Below are 17,625 nucleotides of genomic sequence, written 5' to 3'. Positions count from 1 at the left end.
GAGACTTCATTAGAAGCAGCTTTATTTATTCAAAAGCACTGACATCACCAACACCACGACGAATCACTTCAGGCTGATCTCCTGATAAATCCACAATAGAAGTCGTACTTAATGTGCCTAGTCCACTGTCGATAAACACATCAATACGCTTACCAAGCTTCATTTCAATGTCATAAGGATCATCTAAAGGATCCGTCTGGTCTGGCAGGATGAGCGTTGAAGTGAGCAGCGGTTCGCCCAGCTCTTGAAGCAGCATCTGACACACAGGATTGGTAGGGATACGCAAACCAATGGTTTTTTTCTTTGGATGCATTAAACGTTTAGGCACTTCGCTGGTTGCCGGAAGAATAAACGTGGTCACAGCAGGTGTATTATTTTTCAGCAAACGATAGACGGCATTGTCGACTTTGGCATAAGTCGCAAGATCGGATAAGTCACAGCAGATAATGGCATATTGGTGCTTAGGTCCTAGACCACGAATCTGTGCGATTCGCTCCATCGCATGTTTATTCCCGATCTGGCAGCCAATCGCATAGGCTGCATCGGTCGGATAAACCACAACATCACCGGCACGAATACGTTCTACTGCCTGACTGATCAGACGAGCTTGCGGATTATCCGGGTGTACACGTAAATGCAGCATAAATATTCCTCCCAACCTGCCTTAAACTTATTATGAAATGCCTTTGTATAAAGTAACAATGACAAACAGGTAGATTTGTGTAATTTAATCAAGCATTTCACGTTGAAATTCATCAGATTGTAAACTTTTGCCCGCACGGGTGCAGACACAGATACAATCAATGAAACGTTTGGCATCACGTGGCAGTTTGGCTTCACCACTAAAATAGCGTTGTACCTGAGCATAAACATTATCTTTAAAGCTGGAGCCATCGCCACCATCGCCGGTTAAATTGTCCAGGGACACACGGAACTTACGGCCAAATGCTTTGGAAAACATCCATTCAATCGCTTGTGGCTTGATTTCGACCTGCTCAAATAATGCTTGCTGTTCCTTGGTGCGACCATCTGGCGCATACCAATAGCCCAGATCTGGTAGCAGACGGCGCTTATCACCGGCAATCGTCCAGTGACTGATTTCATGCAGGGCACTATTAAAGAAGCCATGCGCAAACTGGATCCGGGCAGGGCTATCTTTTGTTGCCGGGAAATACTCCGGTTCAAACTCACCACGGACTAAAGTGACATTTAGGTGGGAAAACCAGTGATTAAAGTGTAAGATGAGCCAATCAACCTGTTCCGCTTCTGAGGATAAATTCGCCCACGGTAAGCGTTGCACTTGCTGTAGTGAGCTGTCAGAATCGGAGGTTGAAAGTGTGCTAACGAGTGATGAAACATTCACTTCTGTTTGCGGCTGCAACAGATGCATGACTGAAATTACCCAATTGGTCTGTCTAAAAATAAGTACAAAATTGTATCTTAATCTTTGACAGAGTTCTGATGAATTTGTAGAATTGCCGCCTTAATTATGTCAGCAAATACCTTTCCGGCACAGATTGAGCCGTTTAAATGGGCTGAACAGGGCTTTGTATGGTCAGGAAACCTGCCATTATCTCGCTTTGTTCGTATTGCTCGTGAAGCTGTTGGATCAATTGATGATCAATTGATTAACATAGACTGTAAGCTATCAATGGATGCCTATCATCGCATTGCATGGTTGGATGGTCATGTTGAAACGAAAGTTCCAATGGAATGCCAGCGTTGTCTGGAGACCGTTGAAATCGAACTCGTTTCAGATTTTCATCTAGCTCTTGTGGATGATGAGTCACTGATAGAGCGCTTGGATGAGGATGCTGATTTCATCGTCTTAGGTGAAAGTGAAGCAACGACGAAAGGTTCATATGATGCACCTGCCACCGCTGACTTACTCGCACTGATAGAAGATGAATTGTTATTGTTGATGCCGCTGTCTCCTAAGCATGACGTTTGTGAGCATAAGCATCAACCTGCCGCAGAAGAAGTTGTTGAAGAAAAACGGGATAATCCGTTTGAAGTTTTGGCAGCTTTGAAGGGTAAACTTAACTAATTTTTGTGTTATACTCATGCGTATAAGACAATCGAATTTGTTCTGATCCATTTTTTCGATATTTGTAAGGAGCCATCATGGCCGTTCAGCAAAACCGTAAAAGTCGCTCTCGCCGTGACATGCGCCGTTCACATGACGCTTTAACTGAGAATGCATTAACTGTAGACCAAACTACTGGTGAAACTCATCGTCGTCACCACGTATCTAAAGATGGTATCTACCGTGGTCGTCAATTATTCGCTAAAGCATCTGCTGAATAATTGATGATGTATTAAGCGTTAAAGCTTAGTAGAAAAAATGGGAGCGTTAAGCTCCCTTTTTTTATGCCTGATTTTATGTTCAGGTTTTGCGGCCATCATGTGAAGTCGCGGTTTTTGTTGTATTTGGCAATTACCCAAGCCAAAATTACGTGTTAAATTGCGCTCCACAATGGGTAAGGTGATCTGATCGGCCAATTTTTAGGTCTAAGAAAAGATTCGCACCTCTTGAATGAAAGGATTTTATTTATGTCTGCTAAACAACTCGAACAAGCAGCTCAAGCAACTAAAACTGCATTTGTGTTCCCAGGCCAGGGTTCACAAAAAGTCGGCATGCTCGCTGAACTTGCAGAACAGTTTAGTGGTATCCGCAATACATTTGCTGAAGCATCTGAAGCGGTGGGTTTTGATCTGTGGCAGATTGCACAGACGGGTGAAGGTCTGGATCAAACCGAATTTACTCAACCGGTACTATTAACAGCATCCATTGCTTTATGGCGTGTATGGTTAGAGTTGGGTGGGGTAGCACCAAAATATATGGCGGGCCATTCACTCGGTGAATACAGCGCGTTAGTTGCAGCGGGTGCTTTAAGTCTGGGTGATGCAGTCAAGCTGGTGAACCTGCGTGGTAAGTTGATGCAAACTGCTGTACCTCAAGGCGTAGGTGCAATGGCAGCGATTCTGGGTCTGGATGATGCCAAAGTGATCGAGCTTTGTGCACAAGCAACAGCAGCAGGCGAAGGTTCAGTTGAAGCAGCCAACTATAATGCTCAGGGTCAAGTCGTAGTTGCCGGTAATAAAGAACGTGTAGAAGCCGTGATGGCACTGGCCAAAGAAAATGGCGGCAAGGCGATTGCACTGCCAGTTTCAGTGCCTTCACACTGTTCACTGATGAAACCTGCCGCTGAGCAGTTCGCAACAGCTTTGGAACAAACTGCCATTGAGATGCCACGCATACCTGTATTACAAAATGTAGGCGCAAAAGCAGCTGCGGACGTGAGTGAGCTTCGTCAGGCTTTGACTGAGCAGCTGTATGAGTCAGTACAATGGACTAAAACACTACAATTCCTTCAAGATGAAGGCGTTGAGTACATTGTAGAATGTGGCCCAGGTAATGTACTGGCCAATATGGCAAAACGTTTACCAAATATCGAAAAAGCACTTCCATTAGATACTCAATCTCGTCTGGAAGATGCGCTTAACACCGTATTGGTGGCAGAAGGGAAAATTGCATGACACAGGAACGTAAAGTTGCCTTGGTGACAGGTGCAAGCCGCGGCATTGGTGCTGCAATTGCACAACAATTAATTCAAGACGGTTATTTTGTCGTAGGTACTGCAACTTCTGAAGCGGGTGCAGAGAAACTTAACGTACAATTTGCTGAACATGGTGCCGGTAAAGTTTTAGATGTACGTGATGGTGCTGCGATTGATGCACTGGTCAGCGATATTGAGCAAAACTATGGTCCTGTGCTGGTACTGGTGAATAATGCCGGTATTACCAAAGACAATCTGTTATTGCGTATGTCGGAAGACGACTGGGATGATATTTTAAACATTCATCTGAAAGCCGTTTATCGTTTATCTAAACGTGTGCTGAAAGGTATGACTAAGGCACGTTTCGGCCGTATCATTAATATCAGTTCTGTGGTGGCGCATTTTGCTAACCCAGGTCAGGCAAACTACTCTGCAGCAAAAGCAGGTATTGAGGCATTTGGTCGCAGTCTGGCTAAAGAAATGGGTAGTCGTCAGATTACAGTCAATGCTGTTGCACCTGGCTTTATCGCAACTGAAATGACTGAACAGTTAAGTGAAGAAATTCGCAAAAAAATGAGTGATCAAGTGGCTTTAAACCGTTTAGGTGATCCACAAGATATCGCGAATGCCGTAAGTTTCCTGGCATCGGACAAAGCCAGTTACATTACAGGTACAGTCATTCACGTTAATGGTGGTTTATACATGAGCTAAACGGCACATGTATTAACTTTCCAAATTTTATAGATTCAATTAAACTAACGGCATTAAAAACGCCACAAGCAATGAGGAGAATTCCTGTGAGCGATATCGAACAACGCGTTAAACAAGCGGTTGCAGAACAACTTGGTATCAAAGTCGAAGAGATTAAAAACGAAGCATCTTTCATGGATGACTTAGGTGCTGACTCTCTAGACCTAGTTGAACTTGTTATGTCTTTCGAAAATGACTTCGACATCACTATTCCTGATGAAGATTCTAACGAAATCACAACTGTTCAATCTGCTATTGACTATGTTACTAAAAAACTTGGTTAATGCTGATTTTCAGCTTTGCTGAACCTAAAGACCACCGCAAGGTGGTTTTTTTGTGCCTGTAGAATAGATATAGGGTGATTTTACAATCGATAACCTTTTGCTTACCAATGACTAACTTTGTATCTGCTGCTTTCCTTGTACAAATAAGAATGATCTGATGAATAACAAGAATGGAGTCCACTATGGGTCTTTTTGATTTTGTAAAAGGCATTGGTAAAAAGAACACTGCAGCTGCGGAGCCACAACAAACACCTGCAGCAACTCAGCAAGCGCCTGCAGCTGCACCTAAGGCAGCACCGGCTGAACCTTCTGCACAGGAAATAGCAAATAAGTTGTTAGGGCATGTCAAAAGCCTAGGACTGCCAATTACAGGATTGTCGATCAGCTATAACTCAACCTCAGATCTGGCAACCGTACGCGGACAGGTACAAAGTCAGGCGGATCGTGAAAAGATTATTTTAGCGGTAGGAAATGTTGATCATGTCGCTAAAGTGGATGACCAGCTGACTGTGGCGAATCCGGAACCTGAAAGTAAGTTCTATACGGTTAAATCGGGTGATACTTTGTCTAAAATTTCGAAAGAGTTTTATGGTGATGCCAATCAGTACAACAAGATTTTCGAGGCGAATCGCCCTTTACTGAAAAATGCAGATGATATTTTCCCGGGTCAGGTACTACGTATTCCTGCCTAGTTTTAAATAATCATCAATATAAATAATAAAATTTTATTTTAAACTTATCTGATTCAGATAAACGGTTCACAACAAAGCCCCTTATGGGGTTTTGTTGTGTCTACCACTTGAACTCGGGTCAGAATTAGATTCCTACATCCAGATATGAACTTTCCTTTACTTCTTCCATCACCACATAACTATGTGAGGAAGCAGAAGAGGGGAGCTTTTTTAATAAATCCCCAAGCAGACGCCGGTAAGCACTCATTTCCTTTAGGCGGGCTTTCACCAGGTAATCAAAATCTCCCGAGATCAGATGACATTCCAGCACTTCAGGAATTTCACTTAAGTCACGCGCGACCTGTTCAAATACATCGCCCGATTTGGCAGAAAGTTTGATTTCCAGAAACACTAACAGGTTCTTTTCCAGCTTTTCCGGATTGAGCCGGGCATGGTAACCCATGATGATTCCATCGCGTTCTAGCCGCTTCACCCGCTCGGAACAAGGCGTGGTAGAGAGGTTGACTTGGGAAGCGAGTTCACTGATTGCAATGCGTCCATCGCGCTGCAGGATATCTAAAATCATGCGATCAATGCGGTCTAATTTGCGCATCTATTATTCCCTTAATTTTTAAAAATGACGCGAAAAATCTAGTGAATTTGCTGAATATATCAGTTTAAAACAGTGAAATTCACTATTGATCCAAAAATATACTGGTGAAATAAACTATAAATGTCATTGAGGGTAATGTCATGCGCGTAATTGTATTAGGTGGTGGTGTCATTGGTGTAACAAGTGCCTACTATCTTGCGCAGCAGGGAGCAGAAGTGACTGTCCTTGACCGTCAGGCAGGTCCAGCTGAAGAAACCAGTTTTGGTAATGCAGGCCAGATTTCTCCTGGTTATTCGACACCGTGGGCAGCACCTGGCATTCCATTTAAAGCAGTGAAATGGATGTTCCAGCATCATGCACCATTGGCGATTAATGTTGATGGTAGTCTGTGGCAGTTACAGTGGATGGCCCAGATGCTCAAAAACTGTAATGCTCAACATTATGCAGTGAATAAAGAACGTATGGTGCGGGTCGCTGAATATAGCCGTGACTGTTTACGTAATCTACGTCGTGATATCGGCATTTCTTATGAAAATCGTTCTAAAGGAACCTTGCAGATTTTCCGTAAGGAAGCACAGCTCGATGCAGTGCAACGTGATATTGAAGTGCTGAAAGAAACCGGCGTAGATTTTGAGTTGCTGGATCGTGAACAGCTAGCCAAAGTTGAACCGGCACTGGCTGAAGCTAAAGATAAACTGGTAGGTGGTTTGCATCTGCCCAATGATGAAACTGGTGATTGCTACCTGTTCACCAATGCACTGGCCAATTATGCCAAAGGCATGGGCGTGCAATTCAAGTTTAACCAGCATGTTGAAAAACTGCTGTTTGAAGGCGACCAGATCAAAGGTGTACTGGTCAATGGTCAGGTGTTGACCGCAGATAAATATGTGCTGGCTTTCGGCAGCTATTCCCGTGATTTTCTGAAGCCGTTACACCTGGATCTGCCGGTGTATCCAGTCAAAGGTTATTCATTGACCATTCCAATTGTGGATCAGACTCATGCACCACAATCGACTGTGCTGGATGAAACTTACAAGATTGCATTGACTCGTTTTGATCAGCGCATCCGTGTCGGTGGTATGGCAGAGCTGACAGGCTTTAATTTGGGTCTGAATGAAGATCGTCGCGCAACCTTGGAAATGGTCACTCGTGACCTGTTCCCGGGCGGCGATATGGCGCAGGCCAGTTTCTGGACCGGCTTACGTCCAATGACCCCGGATAGTACGCCAATCATTGGACCAACACGCTTTAATAACCTGTTCCTAAATACTGGACACGGTACCCTAGGTTGGACCATGGCCTGTGGTTCAGGAAAGCTGATCAGTGATCTAGTGCTTGGAAAAGCACCTGAGATTAGTACTGAAGGCTTGTCGCTGAATCGTTATCAGCAGGTTGCTTAAGCTTTTAAGGATTATCAGTTTCAGGGAAGAAATTTATGCCACGTCCAATACACGCGGTGATTCATCAACAGGCATTGCAACATAACCTGCAAGTTGCACGTTCCTGCGCACCTCAAAGCCAGGTCTTTGCAGTGGTTAAAGCTGATGCCTATGGGCACGGTATTGAGCGGGTTTATCCCGCATTAAAAAGTGCTGATGGTTTTGCCTTTCTGGATCTTACTGAAGGAAAGCGTTTGCGTGCCTTAGGCTGTGACAAACCCTTATTGTTACTGGAAGGCATTTTTGGCCTTGAAGATTTATTCGACTGCGCCAAGTACGGGATAAGTTTTGCAATTCATGCCCAGCATCAACTGGAATGGTTAAAAACCTTTGTCGACTTACAACCAGACGTACAGTTTGATGTCTTTTTAAAAATGAATAGCGGAATGAACCGACTGGGTTTTTTACCTGAGCAGTATCGTGTCGCTTTTCAGGAATTAAAAAATATTAAGCAAGTATGCTCCATCAGTCATATGACACATTTCTCCGATGCGGATGGCATGCGCCTTGGACAGGAAGGTATTGAACATCAACAGCTGGTCTTTACCGAAACCATTCAAAATCTGCCGGGCAAAACTTCACTCAGTAATAGTGCTGCCATTCTGCGTCATCATCAGCATATACAGTCAGACATTGTACGTAGCGGCATCATGCTTTACGGCAGCTCACCTGACTATCCCGCCCATACGATTGATCACTGGAACTTAAAGCCGACCATGAGTCTGCGTAGCGAACTGATCGCGATTCAGCAGGTTCGGGCAGGAGACAGCATCGGTTATGGCTCTACTTTTATAGTTGAGCAAGATATGCAGATTGGAATTGTGGCCTGTGGTTATGCGGATGGTTATCAGCGAATCACACAAACTGGAACACCAGTTTTGGTAGATGGGATTCGAACCCAAACGGTCGGTCGCGTCAGTATGGATATGCTGGCGGTTGATCTAGGTTCTGTACCTGATGCGCAGATTGGTAGCGAAGTTGTGCTGTGGGGACAATCCATACACGGCACAGTATTGCCGATTGATGAAGTGGCCGCGGGTTCGGGTACGGTTGGCTATGAGCTGATGTGTGCCATTACTCAACGTGTGCCCGTGCAGATTGAAAGCTAAAGATTAAACAAATATTAGAAATAAGAGAGGATAAAATTATGACGGAACATGCAGATATTCAGCGTTTGAACAGCAATCAGGTCATGAGTGCTGTCACCATTCACAATAAAACGGTGTATTTATCAGGGCAGGTGCCAGACAGCAGCAGTCTGGATATTCGTGGTCAAACGCGGGAAGTGCTCATGAAGATTGATCAACTCCTTAAACTGGCAGGTACAGACAAAAGCCGTCTGTTATCTGCACAGCTCTTTGTTAAAAACCTGGAAGACTTTCAAACCGTCAATGCACTCTGGATTGAATGGCTCGAGGGATGTGGCACACCAGCACGCGCAACCATTCAGGCGGATCTGGTAAATCCCGCCTGGTTAATTGAAATTGCAGTGATTGCAGCACTCCCTTAAGTTGCTTCAGATTTTTATATCTCCCAACTTGATTTTGTAAGCATATCAGGCCTGATCATTTAATCCATTAAATGAAACTGCATCTGCAATCAGGATTTCAGGAAGAAATCCGATCAGATAAGCGAAGGCTTGATGTGAAAAAGGAACCGAATATGAATACAGCCTCTTCTAAAGATGATGCATCATCATCTCCCCATGAATTACAACGTAAGCTCTCTAACCGCCATTTGCAGTTAATTGCCATTGGTGGTGCCATTGGTACAGGCCTGTTTATGGGTTCTGGTAAAACGATTGCACTGGCAGGGCCTTCAATCTTGTTTATCTACATGATTATTGGAGCCATGTTCTTTTTCCTGATGCGTGCATTAGGGGAAATCCTGTTATCCAATTTGCACTATAAATCCTTCATTGATATGGCGCATGACCTGATTGGTCCGGGGGCTGGCTATTATATTGGCTGGTCGTACTGGCTGGGCTGGATTCTGGTCGGTATTGCCGACTTAGCGGCAATTATCAATTATCTGAATTTCTGGCTGCCACCCGATATGGCTTTTACACCCATGGGACAGGCCATGATCAGTGCGGGCTGTGTATTGCTGGTACTGGGAATTAACCTGCTGACCGTGAAGCTGTTTGGTGAAATCGAGTTTTGGTTCGCCCTGATTAAAATTCTGGCGATTCTGGGCCTGATTGTGATTGGCGGATATATGATCTTCAGCGACTTCCAGGCACCAAGTGGATCGGCTGCCAGCCTGACCAATGTCTGGGCCTATGATGGTATGTTCCCTAAGGGCACAATGGGCTTTCTGGCTGGTTTTCAGATTGCGATGTTTGCTTTTGTAGGGGTAGAGCTGCTGGGTACGATGGCGGCTGAAACCAAGGATCCGGAAAAGAACTTGCCTAAAGCAGTGAATGCGATTCCTACACGGATCATCTTGTTCTATGTATTGTCTCTGCTGGTGATTATGTCTGTAACGCCGTGGGTAGAAATTCCTGCTGATCAAAGTCCTTTTGTGACTCTTTTCTTGCATGCGGGTATTCCCGTATCAGCCATTATCATGAATCTGGTGGTGCTGTCTTCTGTGATGTCCTCCATGAATAGTGGCGTGTTCTCTACCAGCCGGATGCTGTTTGGTCTGGCACGTGATGGTCAGGCACCCCAGGCTTTGGCTGAGCTTTCAAGTCGTGCAGTTCCGGCTAAAGGTCTGTTATTTTCTTGTGCCTTTATTATGGCGGGTGCAGCTTTCCAGTATTTTGTGCCGAACACGATGGAAGCCTTTACGCTGGCCAGCTCACTCTGTGTGATTCTGTTTATCAGTATCTGGGGGCTGATTATGGTGTGTTATATCCGTTACCGTAAACAGCAACCTGAAAAACATGCCACTTCGACCTTCAAAATGCCGGGCGGAATCTGGATGTCCTATCTGGTGCTGATCTTCTTGTTCTTTGCCTTAGTTATTTTAAGTCTGGAAGCAGATACCATGAAAGCACTGATGATTAGTCCGCTGTGGTTGGTGATTCTGTTCGCCACCTATCATAGTTTGTATAAGCCACGTCTTCGTAAACGTCAGCAACTTCTCTCCGGAGAATAAAAGTGCAGACATAAAAAATCCCCGATCAATCGGGGATATTTTAATTTTAGGGAATTTTAGAAAGTAGGTTTTACCACCACTAAAATCACCACAGCAAATAAAATCAGCGTTGGCATTTCATTAAAGAAGCGCCAGAACTTGTGTGACTTGTAATGGGCATTTTCCATCAGTTTCTTACGATAATAACCACATACCAAATGGTAAATGACTAGCAAGCCAACCAAGCCGACTTTCAGATAGAACCATAAGGCTTCATGGTAATGACGCGTTGCATCACCCCAATCGACTAGAAAGTGTGCTGTGATCAGCGTGGCGACCATAGCTGGCCACATAATCCCGCGATACAGCTTGCGTTCCATAATTTCAAAGCGTTGATGACTTACGACATCTTCGCTCATGGCATGGTAGACGTAAAGCCGTGGCAGATAGAACAATGCAGCAAACCAGCAAACCACAGCAATAATATGTAATGCTTTTACCCACAAGAAAGCATCAGAAGGAGCATCCATCAAGTCACCCTAAAATGGGCGGCTTAGCCTTCCCATTTTTTGAAAACGAGACAAGCATTTACGCCGCCGAAACCGAAACTGTTACTCATCACAGTATTCAATTTTGCGTCACGTTTTTCAAGTACGATATCAAATGGTTTTGCGCCTTCATCCAGTTCAGTCACATTGATGTTTGGTGCAATAAAGTCATTTTGCATCATCAGGATAGAGTAGATCGCTTCCTGTACACCTGCAGCACCCAGGCTGTGACCTGTCATAGATTTAGTCGAGCTGAGTGGAGGAACGTGACCTTCACCGAAGGCACGTGCCATAGCTTTAAGTTCAGTAACATCACCTGCTGGGGTAGAAGTACCATGTGTATTCACATAGTCAATTTTATCTACACCATGCTGTTTGGCTTCTTCTAGAGCCATCAGGATACAACGTGTTGCACCTTCGCCAGATGGAGCAACCATGTCAGCACCATCAGAGTTGGCTGCATAAGCTACAACCTCAGCCAGAATATTCGCGCCACGTGCCTGAGCATGTTCCAGTGACTCAAGCACCACAAAACCGCCACCACCAGCAATCACGAAACCGTCACGGTCTGCTGAATATGGACGAGAAGCTGTTTCAGGTGTGTCGTTGTATTTAGAGCACAGTGCACCCATCGCATCAAACAGCAGGCTTTGAGACCAGTGATCTTCTTCGCCACCACCGGCAAGCATTAGATCCTGTTTACCCAGTTGGATCAGGTTGTAAGCATAACCAATTGCATCAGCAGAAGTTGCGCAGGCGCTAGTAATCGAGTGTGCAATCCCTTGTAATTTGAATGCCACACCGACGTTTGCAGTAATGGTGTTTGACATGTTGCGCGGTACGAAGAATGGGCCGACTTTGCGTGCACCTTTTTCTTCCAGCAATTTTGTCATTTCTACTACAGAAGCTGTCGAGTTGCCACCTGAACCGCCCGCAATACCATAACGTGGATTATTCGCCAGATCTTCCTGTTTTAAGCCAGCATGTTCAACAGCAGCCACAGCAGCATTGTAGGCATACATTGCACACACGCCCATGAAGCGTTTCAGCTTACGGTCAATGCCATCAAAATCCTGTTCAGCAGCAGCGCTCACATGGCTCTTGAAATTCAGTTCAGCATAAGTCGGATTAAAACGTGTTCCTGAAATCCCGTTTTGTAAAGAGTGATTCACATCCTCTAATGTATTACCAATGCACGAGTTAATACCCATACCAGTGATGACAACACGTTTCATCTACAGATCCTTATAGTTTATCTCTGGGGCAGAGGGAGATATTTGACGTTGATAAGACAGCAAAATATAGCGCTGACCCCTATTTCACAATGCAGAACATCATAGCAGAAAGATTTTTGAAATCTTATGGCAAATGTTATGCCGTGTGACAGTAGGTTGAGTTTATAAAGTACTGTGTAGAGCTTTTACTAAATGAAACAGAATAAGGTTGAGATAAATGCTGACTACACCTAGTATTTATACCAAATACAAGCACGTGCATGCTGAGGTAAAAAATGGTAAATGCTAATAATAAACAATCTAATGGTCTGATTTCGAATGCCTTTGGAGTGGCGAAAAAGTTCAGTTCAACAGGTTTGGAACTGTTAAATCATGTTGCACCAGATTCTGTGACTAAAACCTTCAATACCGATCATGCTGTTGATGGCTCGGCAAAAGTCAAAAGCCCTTTTGCTTCAAAAAAATATGAAAATCCTAAAGACATGCTACGCGAACATCTTCCAAATGTTTCCCGTCAGCTGCTGGGCCGTCGTTTTAATACCGTGAATAATGTCGCGCATTTTGTTTCTCCCCAGCTGGCCGACAAAGTATCTGATTACTTTTATAATCACCTGAATCAGTTCAGCAATCAGATGAGTTCGGTTGATGCCATCCTGAATGAAGCAGGGGCGAAGGATCTAGAAGAATTAACTCAGGATACTACGCGTTCTCAACGCATTTCTCAGGCATTTGCTGAACAAAATAAATGGATGGCGACAGTACAAGGTGCGGTAAGTGGTGTCACTGGCGTATTGGGAACCGCGATTGATATTCCAGCTTCTTTATTGATGGCACTGCGTACCATCTATCAAGTGGGACGTTCTTATGGTTTTGATTTGAGCAAGGAAGACGATCAGGAAATCGTACAGCATATCTTTAGACAAATTGATCTCAGTCTGATTGCAGAAAAACAAGCACTCTTAATGGGGCTTAAAGCGCTGAGCAGTACCTTAAAGACACATGACCTGTCCCAGCTACAGACCATGCTCGGGTCAAGCAATGATATAGAAACACTGAAAAAATGGCTCAGTAATCAGGATGGCAGCATGAAGTGGGAATGGATGAACCATTTTCCGAAACTGTCTTTATTAGAGCAGCTAACCAAACTGACTCCATTGGCAAGTGCAGGGATTGGTGCAGTCTATAGCCATCGCTTTGTGAATGATGTGAACCAGAAAGCTCAAGAAGTATTCTCGCATGCTCGTCAGTATTTGCAGCAGCATCAGGATCTAGGTTTGTCGCCATATGCTGCCTATGAAAAAGCCGTTGACCTGCTCCAGCAGGCGACCCCGAAGCTGATGGAAAATCTTGATCATTCAGCCGCTGATAAAGATAAGCCAATTCTGGATAAAGAAATCCCAATTGAAGGCAATCAAACCATCAAGCAAGTCAAACTGGTTAAGAAAGAGCAGGAAAGCTTGAGCCCGGAAGAAGCTGAAGTGAAAAAAGATGAAAAGGTCAGTGAAGGTCTGGATGAATTGACCGATAAACTGGTTGAACACGCCGATGCTAAACAGGAACAAAAACCGGCTATTCCAAAAGATTCTTTTGATGCAGATGCAGCACTAGAAGAAGAGCTCGGCTTGCAGGAAAATGACACAGAAATGTTACAGGCAGCCGCTGAAGAAGAGACGGATACAAATAATCCAGAAAACTCCGAGACTGCAGACAAACAAACGCAAGCTGAGGAAACTACGGAAGATGTTACAAAAAATGCTGCCACGAAATCGAAAAAATAAGTGATTTTCGCCATAAAATAAACGCTTAAAGTCGAGATGCGATCGTGTTTTGCCTGACTTCGGCATATTGACCGATTTTGCATCTTGACATACAATTGCATGCCCTCAAAAAGTAGTATTTTTTTGGGGCTTTTTATTAACGGGAGAATTGCCACATGGCAACAACAAATCAGTTGATCCGTAAGGGTCGTACGACTTTAGTTGAAAAATCTAAAGTTCCTGCGTTGAAGGCTTGTCCACAGCGCCGTGGTGTTTGTACACGTGTTTACACAACTACACCTAAAAAACCTAACTCAGCAATGCGTAAAGTTTGCCGTGTTCGCTTAACTTCAGGTTTCGAAGTTTCTAGCTACATCGGTGGTGAAGGCCATAACCTGCAAGAGCACAGTGTTGTTCTTATCCGTGGTGGTCGTGTTAAAGACTTACCAGGTGTACGTTACCATACCGTTCGTGGTTCTTTAGACTGTGCTGGTGTTAAAGATCGTAACCAAGCTCGTTCTAAATACGGTACTAAACGTCCTAAGAAATAATCTTTCGAGATTAAGCTCTTAGTTCGCTAGAACTGCAATCCTTTATCGTCTCGCTTGTCTGATTTCTGCATTTAATTTTGTGAAAATTCAAGCGACGTGTAGTAAGGCCAGCGAATGCACACGACACTTTGTGCTACTGCTGGATTAACCTGAAGTGTCATATTTATAGGTAGTTTTAAAATGCCAAGACGTCGCGTAGTCGCTGCTCGTGAAATCCTTCCGGATCCTAAGTTCAGCAGCCAAACAATCGCTAAATTCATGAACCACGTAATGCAAGATGGTAAAAAATCTATTGCTGAAAGTATCGTTTACGGTGCTTTAGACCGCGTTCAAGAAAAATCTAAAGTAGATCCAGTTGAATTTTTCGAGACTACTCTTGAAAAAGTTCGTCCTATGGTCGAAGTAAAAGCACGCCGTGTTGGTGGTGCTACATACCAGGTACCTATGGAAGTGCGCCCATCCCGTCGTACTGCCTTGGCTATGCGTTGGTTAGTAGATGCTGCTGCTAAGCGTTCTGAAAAAACTATGGCTTTACGTCTTGCTGGTGAGTTGCTTGATGCAGCTGAAGGTAAAGGCGCAGCGGTTAAAAAACGTGAAGATGTGCACCGTATGGCTGAAGCCAACAAAGCCTTCTCTCACTATCGCTTCTAAGCGGTTAAAACAGCCCCTATTCAGGAGGATGATGAGCCAGTTTTCGCTGTTTTGTCATCGAATCGCTTTAAGTTGCCCAGCAGCTTAAAGCGTCCTGTTTTAAACAACAAAATTTAGGAATGCAAGAAATCATGGCTCGTCAAACCCCAATTTCTCGTTACCGTAACATTGGTATCTCAGCGCACATTGACGCTGGTAAAACAACGACTTCTGAACGTATTTTGTTCTACACAGGTGAGAGCCACAAACTAGGTGAAACTCACGAAGGTTCGGCAACTACGGACTGGATGGAACAAGAGCAAGAACGTGGTATTACCATTACTTCAGCAGCTGTAACATGCTTCTGGAAAGGTATGGGCAACCAGTTCGAACAACACCGTATTAACGTTATTGACACCCCAGGACACGTTGACTTCACAATCGAAGTTGAGCGTTCTATGCGTGTTCTTGACGGTGCGTGTATGGTTTACTGTGCTGTAGGTGGTGTACAACCTCAGTCTGAAACTGTATGGCGTCAAGCGAACAAATATAAAGTTCCACGTATTGCGTTCGTTAACAAAATGGACCGTACTGGTGCGAACTTCTTCCGTGCGGTTGAACAAATGAAAACTCGCTTGGGTGCTAACCCAGTGCCAATCGTTGTTCCAATCGGTGCTGAAGAAAACTTCCAAGGTGTTGTTGACCTTATCGAAATGAAAGCGATTATCTGGGATGAAGCATCTCAAGGTATGAAGTTCGAATATGGCGACATCCCAGCTGACCTAGTTGATACTGCTAATGAATGGCGTACAAACATGGTTGAAGCAGCTGCGGAAGCATCTGAAGAGCTTATGGACAAATACCTTGAAGAAGGTGATTTGACGAAAGAAGAAATCGTAGCTGGTTTACGTACGCGTACGCTTGCAAACGAAATTCAACCGATGATGTGTGGTTCGGCGTTCAAAAACAAAGGTGTTCAACGTATGTTGGACGCAGTAATTGAATTCCTTCCAGCGCCGACTGACGTTGAAGCAATCAAAGGTATCTTAGACGACAAAGACGAAACTGAAGGTTCTCGTGAAGCGTCTGATGATGCACCGTTTGCTGCGTTAGCGTTCAAAATCATGAACGACAAATTCGTTGGTAACTTAACGTTCGTACGTGTTTACTCTGGTGTTCTTAAAGCGGGTAGCCCGGTTTATAACCCAGTGAAAATGAAACGTGAGCGTATCGGCCGTATCGTACAGATGCACGCAAATGACCGTCACGACATCGAAGAAATTCGTGCGGGCGACATCGCGGCATGTGTAGGTCTTAAAGATACAACGACTGGTGATACATTATGTGATGAAAACCACGTAATTACACTAGAGCGTATGGAATTCCCAGAGCCAGTAATTGCACTTGCAGTTGAGCCTAAAACTAAAGCTGACCAAGAAAAAATGTCAGTTGCTTTAGGTCGTTTGGCGAAAGAAGATCCATCGTTCCGCGTACGTACTGATGAAGAATCTGGTCAAACCATCATTGCTGGTATGGGTGAGCTTCACCTTGACATCATCGTTGACCGTATGAAACGTGAGTTCAACGTTGAAGCAAACATTGGTAAACCAATGGTTGCTTACCGTGAAACGATCAAAAAATCTGTTGAACAAGAAGGTAAATTCGTTCGTCAAACAGGTGGTAAAGGTAAATTTGGTCACGTATACGTACGTCTTGAGCCAATGGACCCTGAATCTGGTAAAGACTACGAGTTCGCTGAAGAAGTTGTCGGCGGTGTAGTACCGAAAGAATTCTTCGGTGCGGTTGACAAAGGTATCCAAGAACGTATGAAGAATGGTGTCCTTGCTGGTTACCCAGTAGTTGGCATCAAAGCGACATTGTTCGACGGTTCTTACCATGATGTCGACTCTGACGAATTATCGTTCAAAATGGCGGGTTCTTATGCCTTCCGTGACGGTTTCATGAAAGCAGATCCTGTTCTTCTTGAACCAATCATGAAAGTTGAAGTAGAAACTCCAGAAGACTACATGGGCGATATCATGGGTGACTTAAACCGTCGTCGTGGTATGGTTCAAGGTATGGACGATCTTCCTGGCGGTACTAAAGCAATCCGTGCTGAAGTTCCACTTTCTGAGATGTTTGGTTACGCAACTCACATGCGTTCTATGTCTCAAGGTCGTGCGACTTACTCTATGGAATTTGCTAAATATGCTGAAACTCCACGTAACGTGGCTGAAGGCATCATTGCTAAGTTCCAAGCTGGCGGCAAAAAAGGTGACGACGAGTAATCTTTCGATTACTATATTGCCTAACTAAATTTATAGTTAAAATCTAATACTCATGCAGGTTTACTGCATGAGTAATCTACAAAGGAAGATGAACATGGCTAAGGCTAAGTTTGAACGTAATAAGCCACACGTTAACGTGGGCACAATCGGTCACGTTGACCATGGTAAAACAACTTTAACAGCTGCGATTGCAACTGTATGTGCTAAAAAATTCGGTG

20 protein-coding genes are annotated in these 17,625 nt (G+C 44.3%); 15 read left to right on the top strand and 5 right to left on the bottom strand.

The window, feature by feature from the left end:
* Positions 1 to 25 precede the first annotated feature (25 nt).
* On the bottom strand, positions 26 to 643 hold the full coding sequence (locus FTV34_RS11855; RefSeq protein ID WP_180070285.1) for an L-threonylcarbamoyladenylate synthase: 618 nt from the start codon (positions 641 to 643) through the stop codon (positions 26 to 28).
* Positions 644 to 727: 84 nt separating this feature from the next.
* A complete protein-coding gene (locus tag FTV34_RS11850; RefSeq protein ID WP_125278772.1) occupies positions 728 to 1,390 on the bottom strand; it encodes an elongation factor P hydroxylase in 663 nt (220 codons plus the stop codon).
* A gap of 99 nt (positions 1,391 to 1,489) precedes the next feature.
* Here FTV34_RS11850 and FTV34_RS11845 point away from each other — a divergent pair, with 99 nt between their 5' ends.
* From FTV34_RS11845 to lysM, 6 genes are all read left to right on the top strand, one after another.
* A complete protein-coding gene (locus tag FTV34_RS11845) occupies positions 1,490 to 2,047 on the top strand; it encodes a DUF177 domain-containing protein (RefSeq protein ID WP_180070283.1) in 558 nt (185 codons plus the stop codon).
* A 77-nt stretch (positions 2,048 to 2,124) separates the two neighbouring features.
* Complete coding sequence (gene rpmF / locus FTV34_RS11840) at positions 2,125 to 2,307, top strand: 50S ribosomal protein L32 (protein WP_004783304.1); 183 nt, start codon at positions 2,125 to 2,127, stop codon at positions 2,305 to 2,307.
* A gap of 246 nt (positions 2,308 to 2,553) precedes the next feature.
* Positions 2,554 to 3,540, top strand: a complete 987-nt coding sequence (fabD, locus tag FTV34_RS11835) for an ACP S-malonyltransferase (RefSeq protein WP_125278771.1) — start codon at positions 2,554 to 2,556, stop codon at positions 3,538 to 3,540.
* On the top strand, positions 3,537 to 4,271 hold the full coding sequence (gene fabG, locus FTV34_RS11830; protein WP_159123542.1) for a 3-oxoacyl-ACP reductase FabG: 735 nt from the start codon (positions 3,537 to 3,539) through the stop codon (positions 4,269 to 4,271). The genes fabD and fabG overlap by 4 nt, the downstream gene beginning before the upstream one ends.
* An 86-nt stretch (positions 4,272 to 4,357) precedes the next feature.
* Positions 4,358 to 4,594 carry an acyl carrier protein gene (gene acpP / locus FTV34_RS11825; protein WP_004783299.1) on the top strand — a complete coding sequence of 79 codons (237 nt, stop codon included), beginning with the start codon at positions 4,358 to 4,360 and terminating at the stop codon, positions 4,592 to 4,594.
* 182 nt (positions 4,595 to 4,776) lie between these two features.
* Positions 4,777 to 5,286 (top strand): peptidoglycan-binding protein LysM, encoded by a 510-nt coding sequence (lysM, locus tag FTV34_RS11820; protein WP_034701613.1) that lies wholly within the window; start codon positions 4,777 to 4,779, stop codon positions 5,284 to 5,286.
* A gap of 124 nt (positions 5,287 to 5,410) precedes the next feature.
* On the opposite strand, the gene FTV34_RS11815 is transcribed toward lysM, so the two are convergent.
* Positions 5,411 to 5,878, bottom strand: a complete 468-nt coding sequence (locus FTV34_RS11815) for an Lrp/AsnC ligand binding domain-containing protein (protein WP_180002408.1) — start codon at positions 5,876 to 5,878, stop codon at positions 5,411 to 5,413.
* Positions 5,879 to 6,018: 140 nt separating this feature from the next.
* Between FTV34_RS11815 and FTV34_RS11810 the strand changes: the two genes are divergently transcribed.
* The 4 genes from FTV34_RS11810 (at position 6,019) to FTV34_RS11795 (ending at position 10,419) form a co-directional block, all read left to right on the top strand.
* On the top strand, positions 6,019 to 7,278 hold the full coding sequence (locus FTV34_RS11810) for a D-amino acid dehydrogenase (RefSeq protein WP_180070281.1): 1,260 nt from the start codon (positions 6,019 to 6,021) through the stop codon (positions 7,276 to 7,278).
* Between the two features lie 35 nt (positions 7,279 to 7,313).
* Complete coding sequence (gene alr, locus FTV34_RS11805) at positions 7,314 to 8,426, top strand: alanine racemase (protein ID WP_180002410.1); 1,113 nt, start codon at positions 7,314 to 7,316, stop codon at positions 8,424 to 8,426.
* A gap of 38 nt (positions 8,427 to 8,464) precedes the next feature.
* On the top strand, positions 8,465 to 8,827 hold the full coding sequence (locus tag FTV34_RS11800; protein ID WP_034701622.1) for a RidA family protein: 363 nt from the start codon (positions 8,465 to 8,467) through the stop codon (positions 8,825 to 8,827).
* Between the two features lie 152 nt (positions 8,828 to 8,979).
* Complete coding sequence (locus tag FTV34_RS11795) at positions 8,980 to 10,419, top strand: amino acid permease (protein WP_180070280.1); 1,440 nt, start codon at positions 8,980 to 8,982, stop codon at positions 10,417 to 10,419.
* Between the two features lie 56 nt (positions 10,420 to 10,475).
* Here the strand turns inward: FTV34_RS11795 and FTV34_RS11790 are convergent, their stop codons facing one another.
* Positions 10,476 to 10,928, bottom strand: coding sequence for a CopD family protein (locus tag FTV34_RS11790; protein WP_004783286.1), 453 nt, complete (start codon positions 10,926 to 10,928; stop codon positions 10,476 to 10,478).
* Between the two features lie 23 nt (positions 10,929 to 10,951).
* Complete coding sequence (locus FTV34_RS11785) at positions 10,952 to 12,181, bottom strand: beta-ketoacyl synthase N-terminal-like domain-containing protein (RefSeq protein WP_034701624.1); 1,230 nt, start codon at positions 12,179 to 12,181, stop codon at positions 10,952 to 10,954.
* Between the two features lie 275 nt (positions 12,182 to 12,456).
* Here FTV34_RS11785 and FTV34_RS11780 point away from each other — a divergent pair, with 275 nt between their 5' ends.
* From FTV34_RS11780 to FTV34_RS11760, 5 genes are all read left to right on the top strand, one after another.
* Positions 12,457 to 13,959 carry an EcsC family protein gene (locus FTV34_RS11780; protein WP_180011917.1) on the top strand — a complete coding sequence of 501 codons (1,503 nt, stop codon included), beginning with the start codon at positions 12,457 to 12,459 and terminating at the stop codon, positions 13,957 to 13,959.
* 155 nt (positions 13,960 to 14,114) lie between these two features.
* Complete coding sequence (gene rpsL / locus FTV34_RS11775; protein WP_004783283.1) at positions 14,115 to 14,489, top strand: 30S ribosomal protein S12; 375 nt, start codon at positions 14,115 to 14,117, stop codon at positions 14,487 to 14,489.
* A gap of 180 nt (positions 14,490 to 14,669) precedes the next feature.
* Positions 14,670 to 15,140 (top strand): 30S ribosomal protein S7, encoded by a 471-nt coding sequence (gene rpsG, locus FTV34_RS11770; protein ID WP_004783282.1) that lies wholly within the window; start codon positions 14,670 to 14,672, stop codon positions 15,138 to 15,140.
* A 131-nt stretch (positions 15,141 to 15,271) separates the two neighbouring features.
* Positions 15,272 to 17,407, top strand: a complete 2,136-nt coding sequence (gene fusA, locus FTV34_RS11765; RefSeq protein WP_159123545.1) for an elongation factor G — start codon at positions 15,272 to 15,274, stop codon at positions 17,405 to 17,407.
* A 94-nt stretch (positions 17,408 to 17,501) separates the two neighbouring features.
* Positions 17,502 to 17,625: GTP-binding protein (locus FTV34_RS11760; protein ID WP_228151030.1), on the top strand; the 124-nt coding region annotated here is incomplete at its 3' end.

This window comes from Acinetobacter sp. YH16038 (assembly GCF_013417275.1).
Taxonomy (GTDB): Bacteria; Pseudomonadota; Gammaproteobacteria; order Pseudomonadales; family Moraxellaceae; genus Acinetobacter.
The sequence above is the reverse complement of the archived record's forward strand: the minus strand, read 5'-3'. Positions and strand labels throughout refer to the sequence as shown.

Excerpts from the sequence above, each read along its gene's own strand:
- fabG (WP_159123542.1), top strand. The coding sequence starts at position 3,537 with ATGACACAGGAACGTAAAGTTGCCTTGGTGACAGGTGCAAGCCGCGGC.
- FTV34_RS11785 (WP_034701624.1), bottom strand. The coding sequence starts at position 12,181 with ATGAAACGTGTTGTCATCACTGGTATGGGTATTAACTCGTGCATTGGT.
- rpmF (WP_004783304.1), top strand. The coding sequence starts at position 2,125 with ATGGCCGTTCAGCAAAACCGTAAAAGTCGCTCTCGCCGTGACATGCGC.
- fusA (WP_159123545.1), top strand. The coding sequence starts at position 15,272 with ATGGCTCGTCAAACCCCAATTTCTCGTTACCGTAACATTGGTATCTCA.
- FTV34_RS11845 (WP_180070283.1), top strand. The coding sequence starts at position 1,490 with ATGTCAGCAAATACCTTTCCGGCACAGATTGAGCCGTTTAAATGGGCT.
- rpsG (WP_004783282.1), top strand. The coding sequence starts at position 14,670 with ATGCCAAGACGTCGCGTAGTCGCTGCTCGTGAAATCCTTCCGGATCCT.
- FTV34_RS11780 (WP_180011917.1), top strand. The coding sequence starts at position 12,457 with ATGGTAAATGCTAATAATAAACAATCTAATGGTCTGATTTCGAATGCC.
- FTV34_RS11810 (WP_180070281.1), top strand. The coding sequence starts at position 6,019 with ATGCGCGTAATTGTATTAGGTGGTGGTGTCATTGGTGTAACAAGTGCC.
- lysM (WP_034701613.1), top strand. The coding sequence starts at position 4,777 with ATGGGTCTTTTTGATTTTGTAAAAGGCATTGGTAAAAAGAACACTGCA.
- FTV34_RS11800 (WP_034701622.1), top strand. The coding sequence starts at position 8,465 with ATGACGGAACATGCAGATATTCAGCGTTTGAACAGCAATCAGGTCATG.
- fabD (WP_125278771.1), top strand. The coding sequence starts at position 2,554 with ATGTCTGCTAAACAACTCGAACAAGCAGCTCAAGCAACTAAAACTGCA.
- alr (WP_180002410.1), top strand. The coding sequence starts at position 7,314 with ATGCCACGTCCAATACACGCGGTGATTCATCAACAGGCATTGCAACAT.
- FTV34_RS11790 (WP_004783286.1), bottom strand. The coding sequence starts at position 10,928 with ATGGATGCTCCTTCTGATGCTTTCTTGTGGGTAAAAGCATTACATATT.
- FTV34_RS11855 (WP_180070285.1), bottom strand. The coding sequence starts at position 643 with ATGCTGCATTTACGTGTACACCCGGATAATCCGCAAGCTCGTCTGATC.
- FTV34_RS11850 (WP_125278772.1), bottom strand. The coding sequence starts at position 1,390 with ATGCATCTGTTGCAGCCGCAAACAGAAGTGAATGTTTCATCACTCGTT.
- FTV34_RS11795 (WP_180070280.1), top strand. The coding sequence starts at position 8,980 with ATGAATACAGCCTCTTCTAAAGATGATGCATCATCATCTCCCCATGAA.
- FTV34_RS11815 (WP_180002408.1), bottom strand. The coding sequence starts at position 5,878 with ATGCGCAAATTAGACCGCATTGATCGCATGATTTTAGATATCCTGCAG.
- rpsL (WP_004783283.1), top strand. The coding sequence starts at position 14,115 with ATGGCAACAACAAATCAGTTGATCCGTAAGGGTCGTACGACTTTAGTT.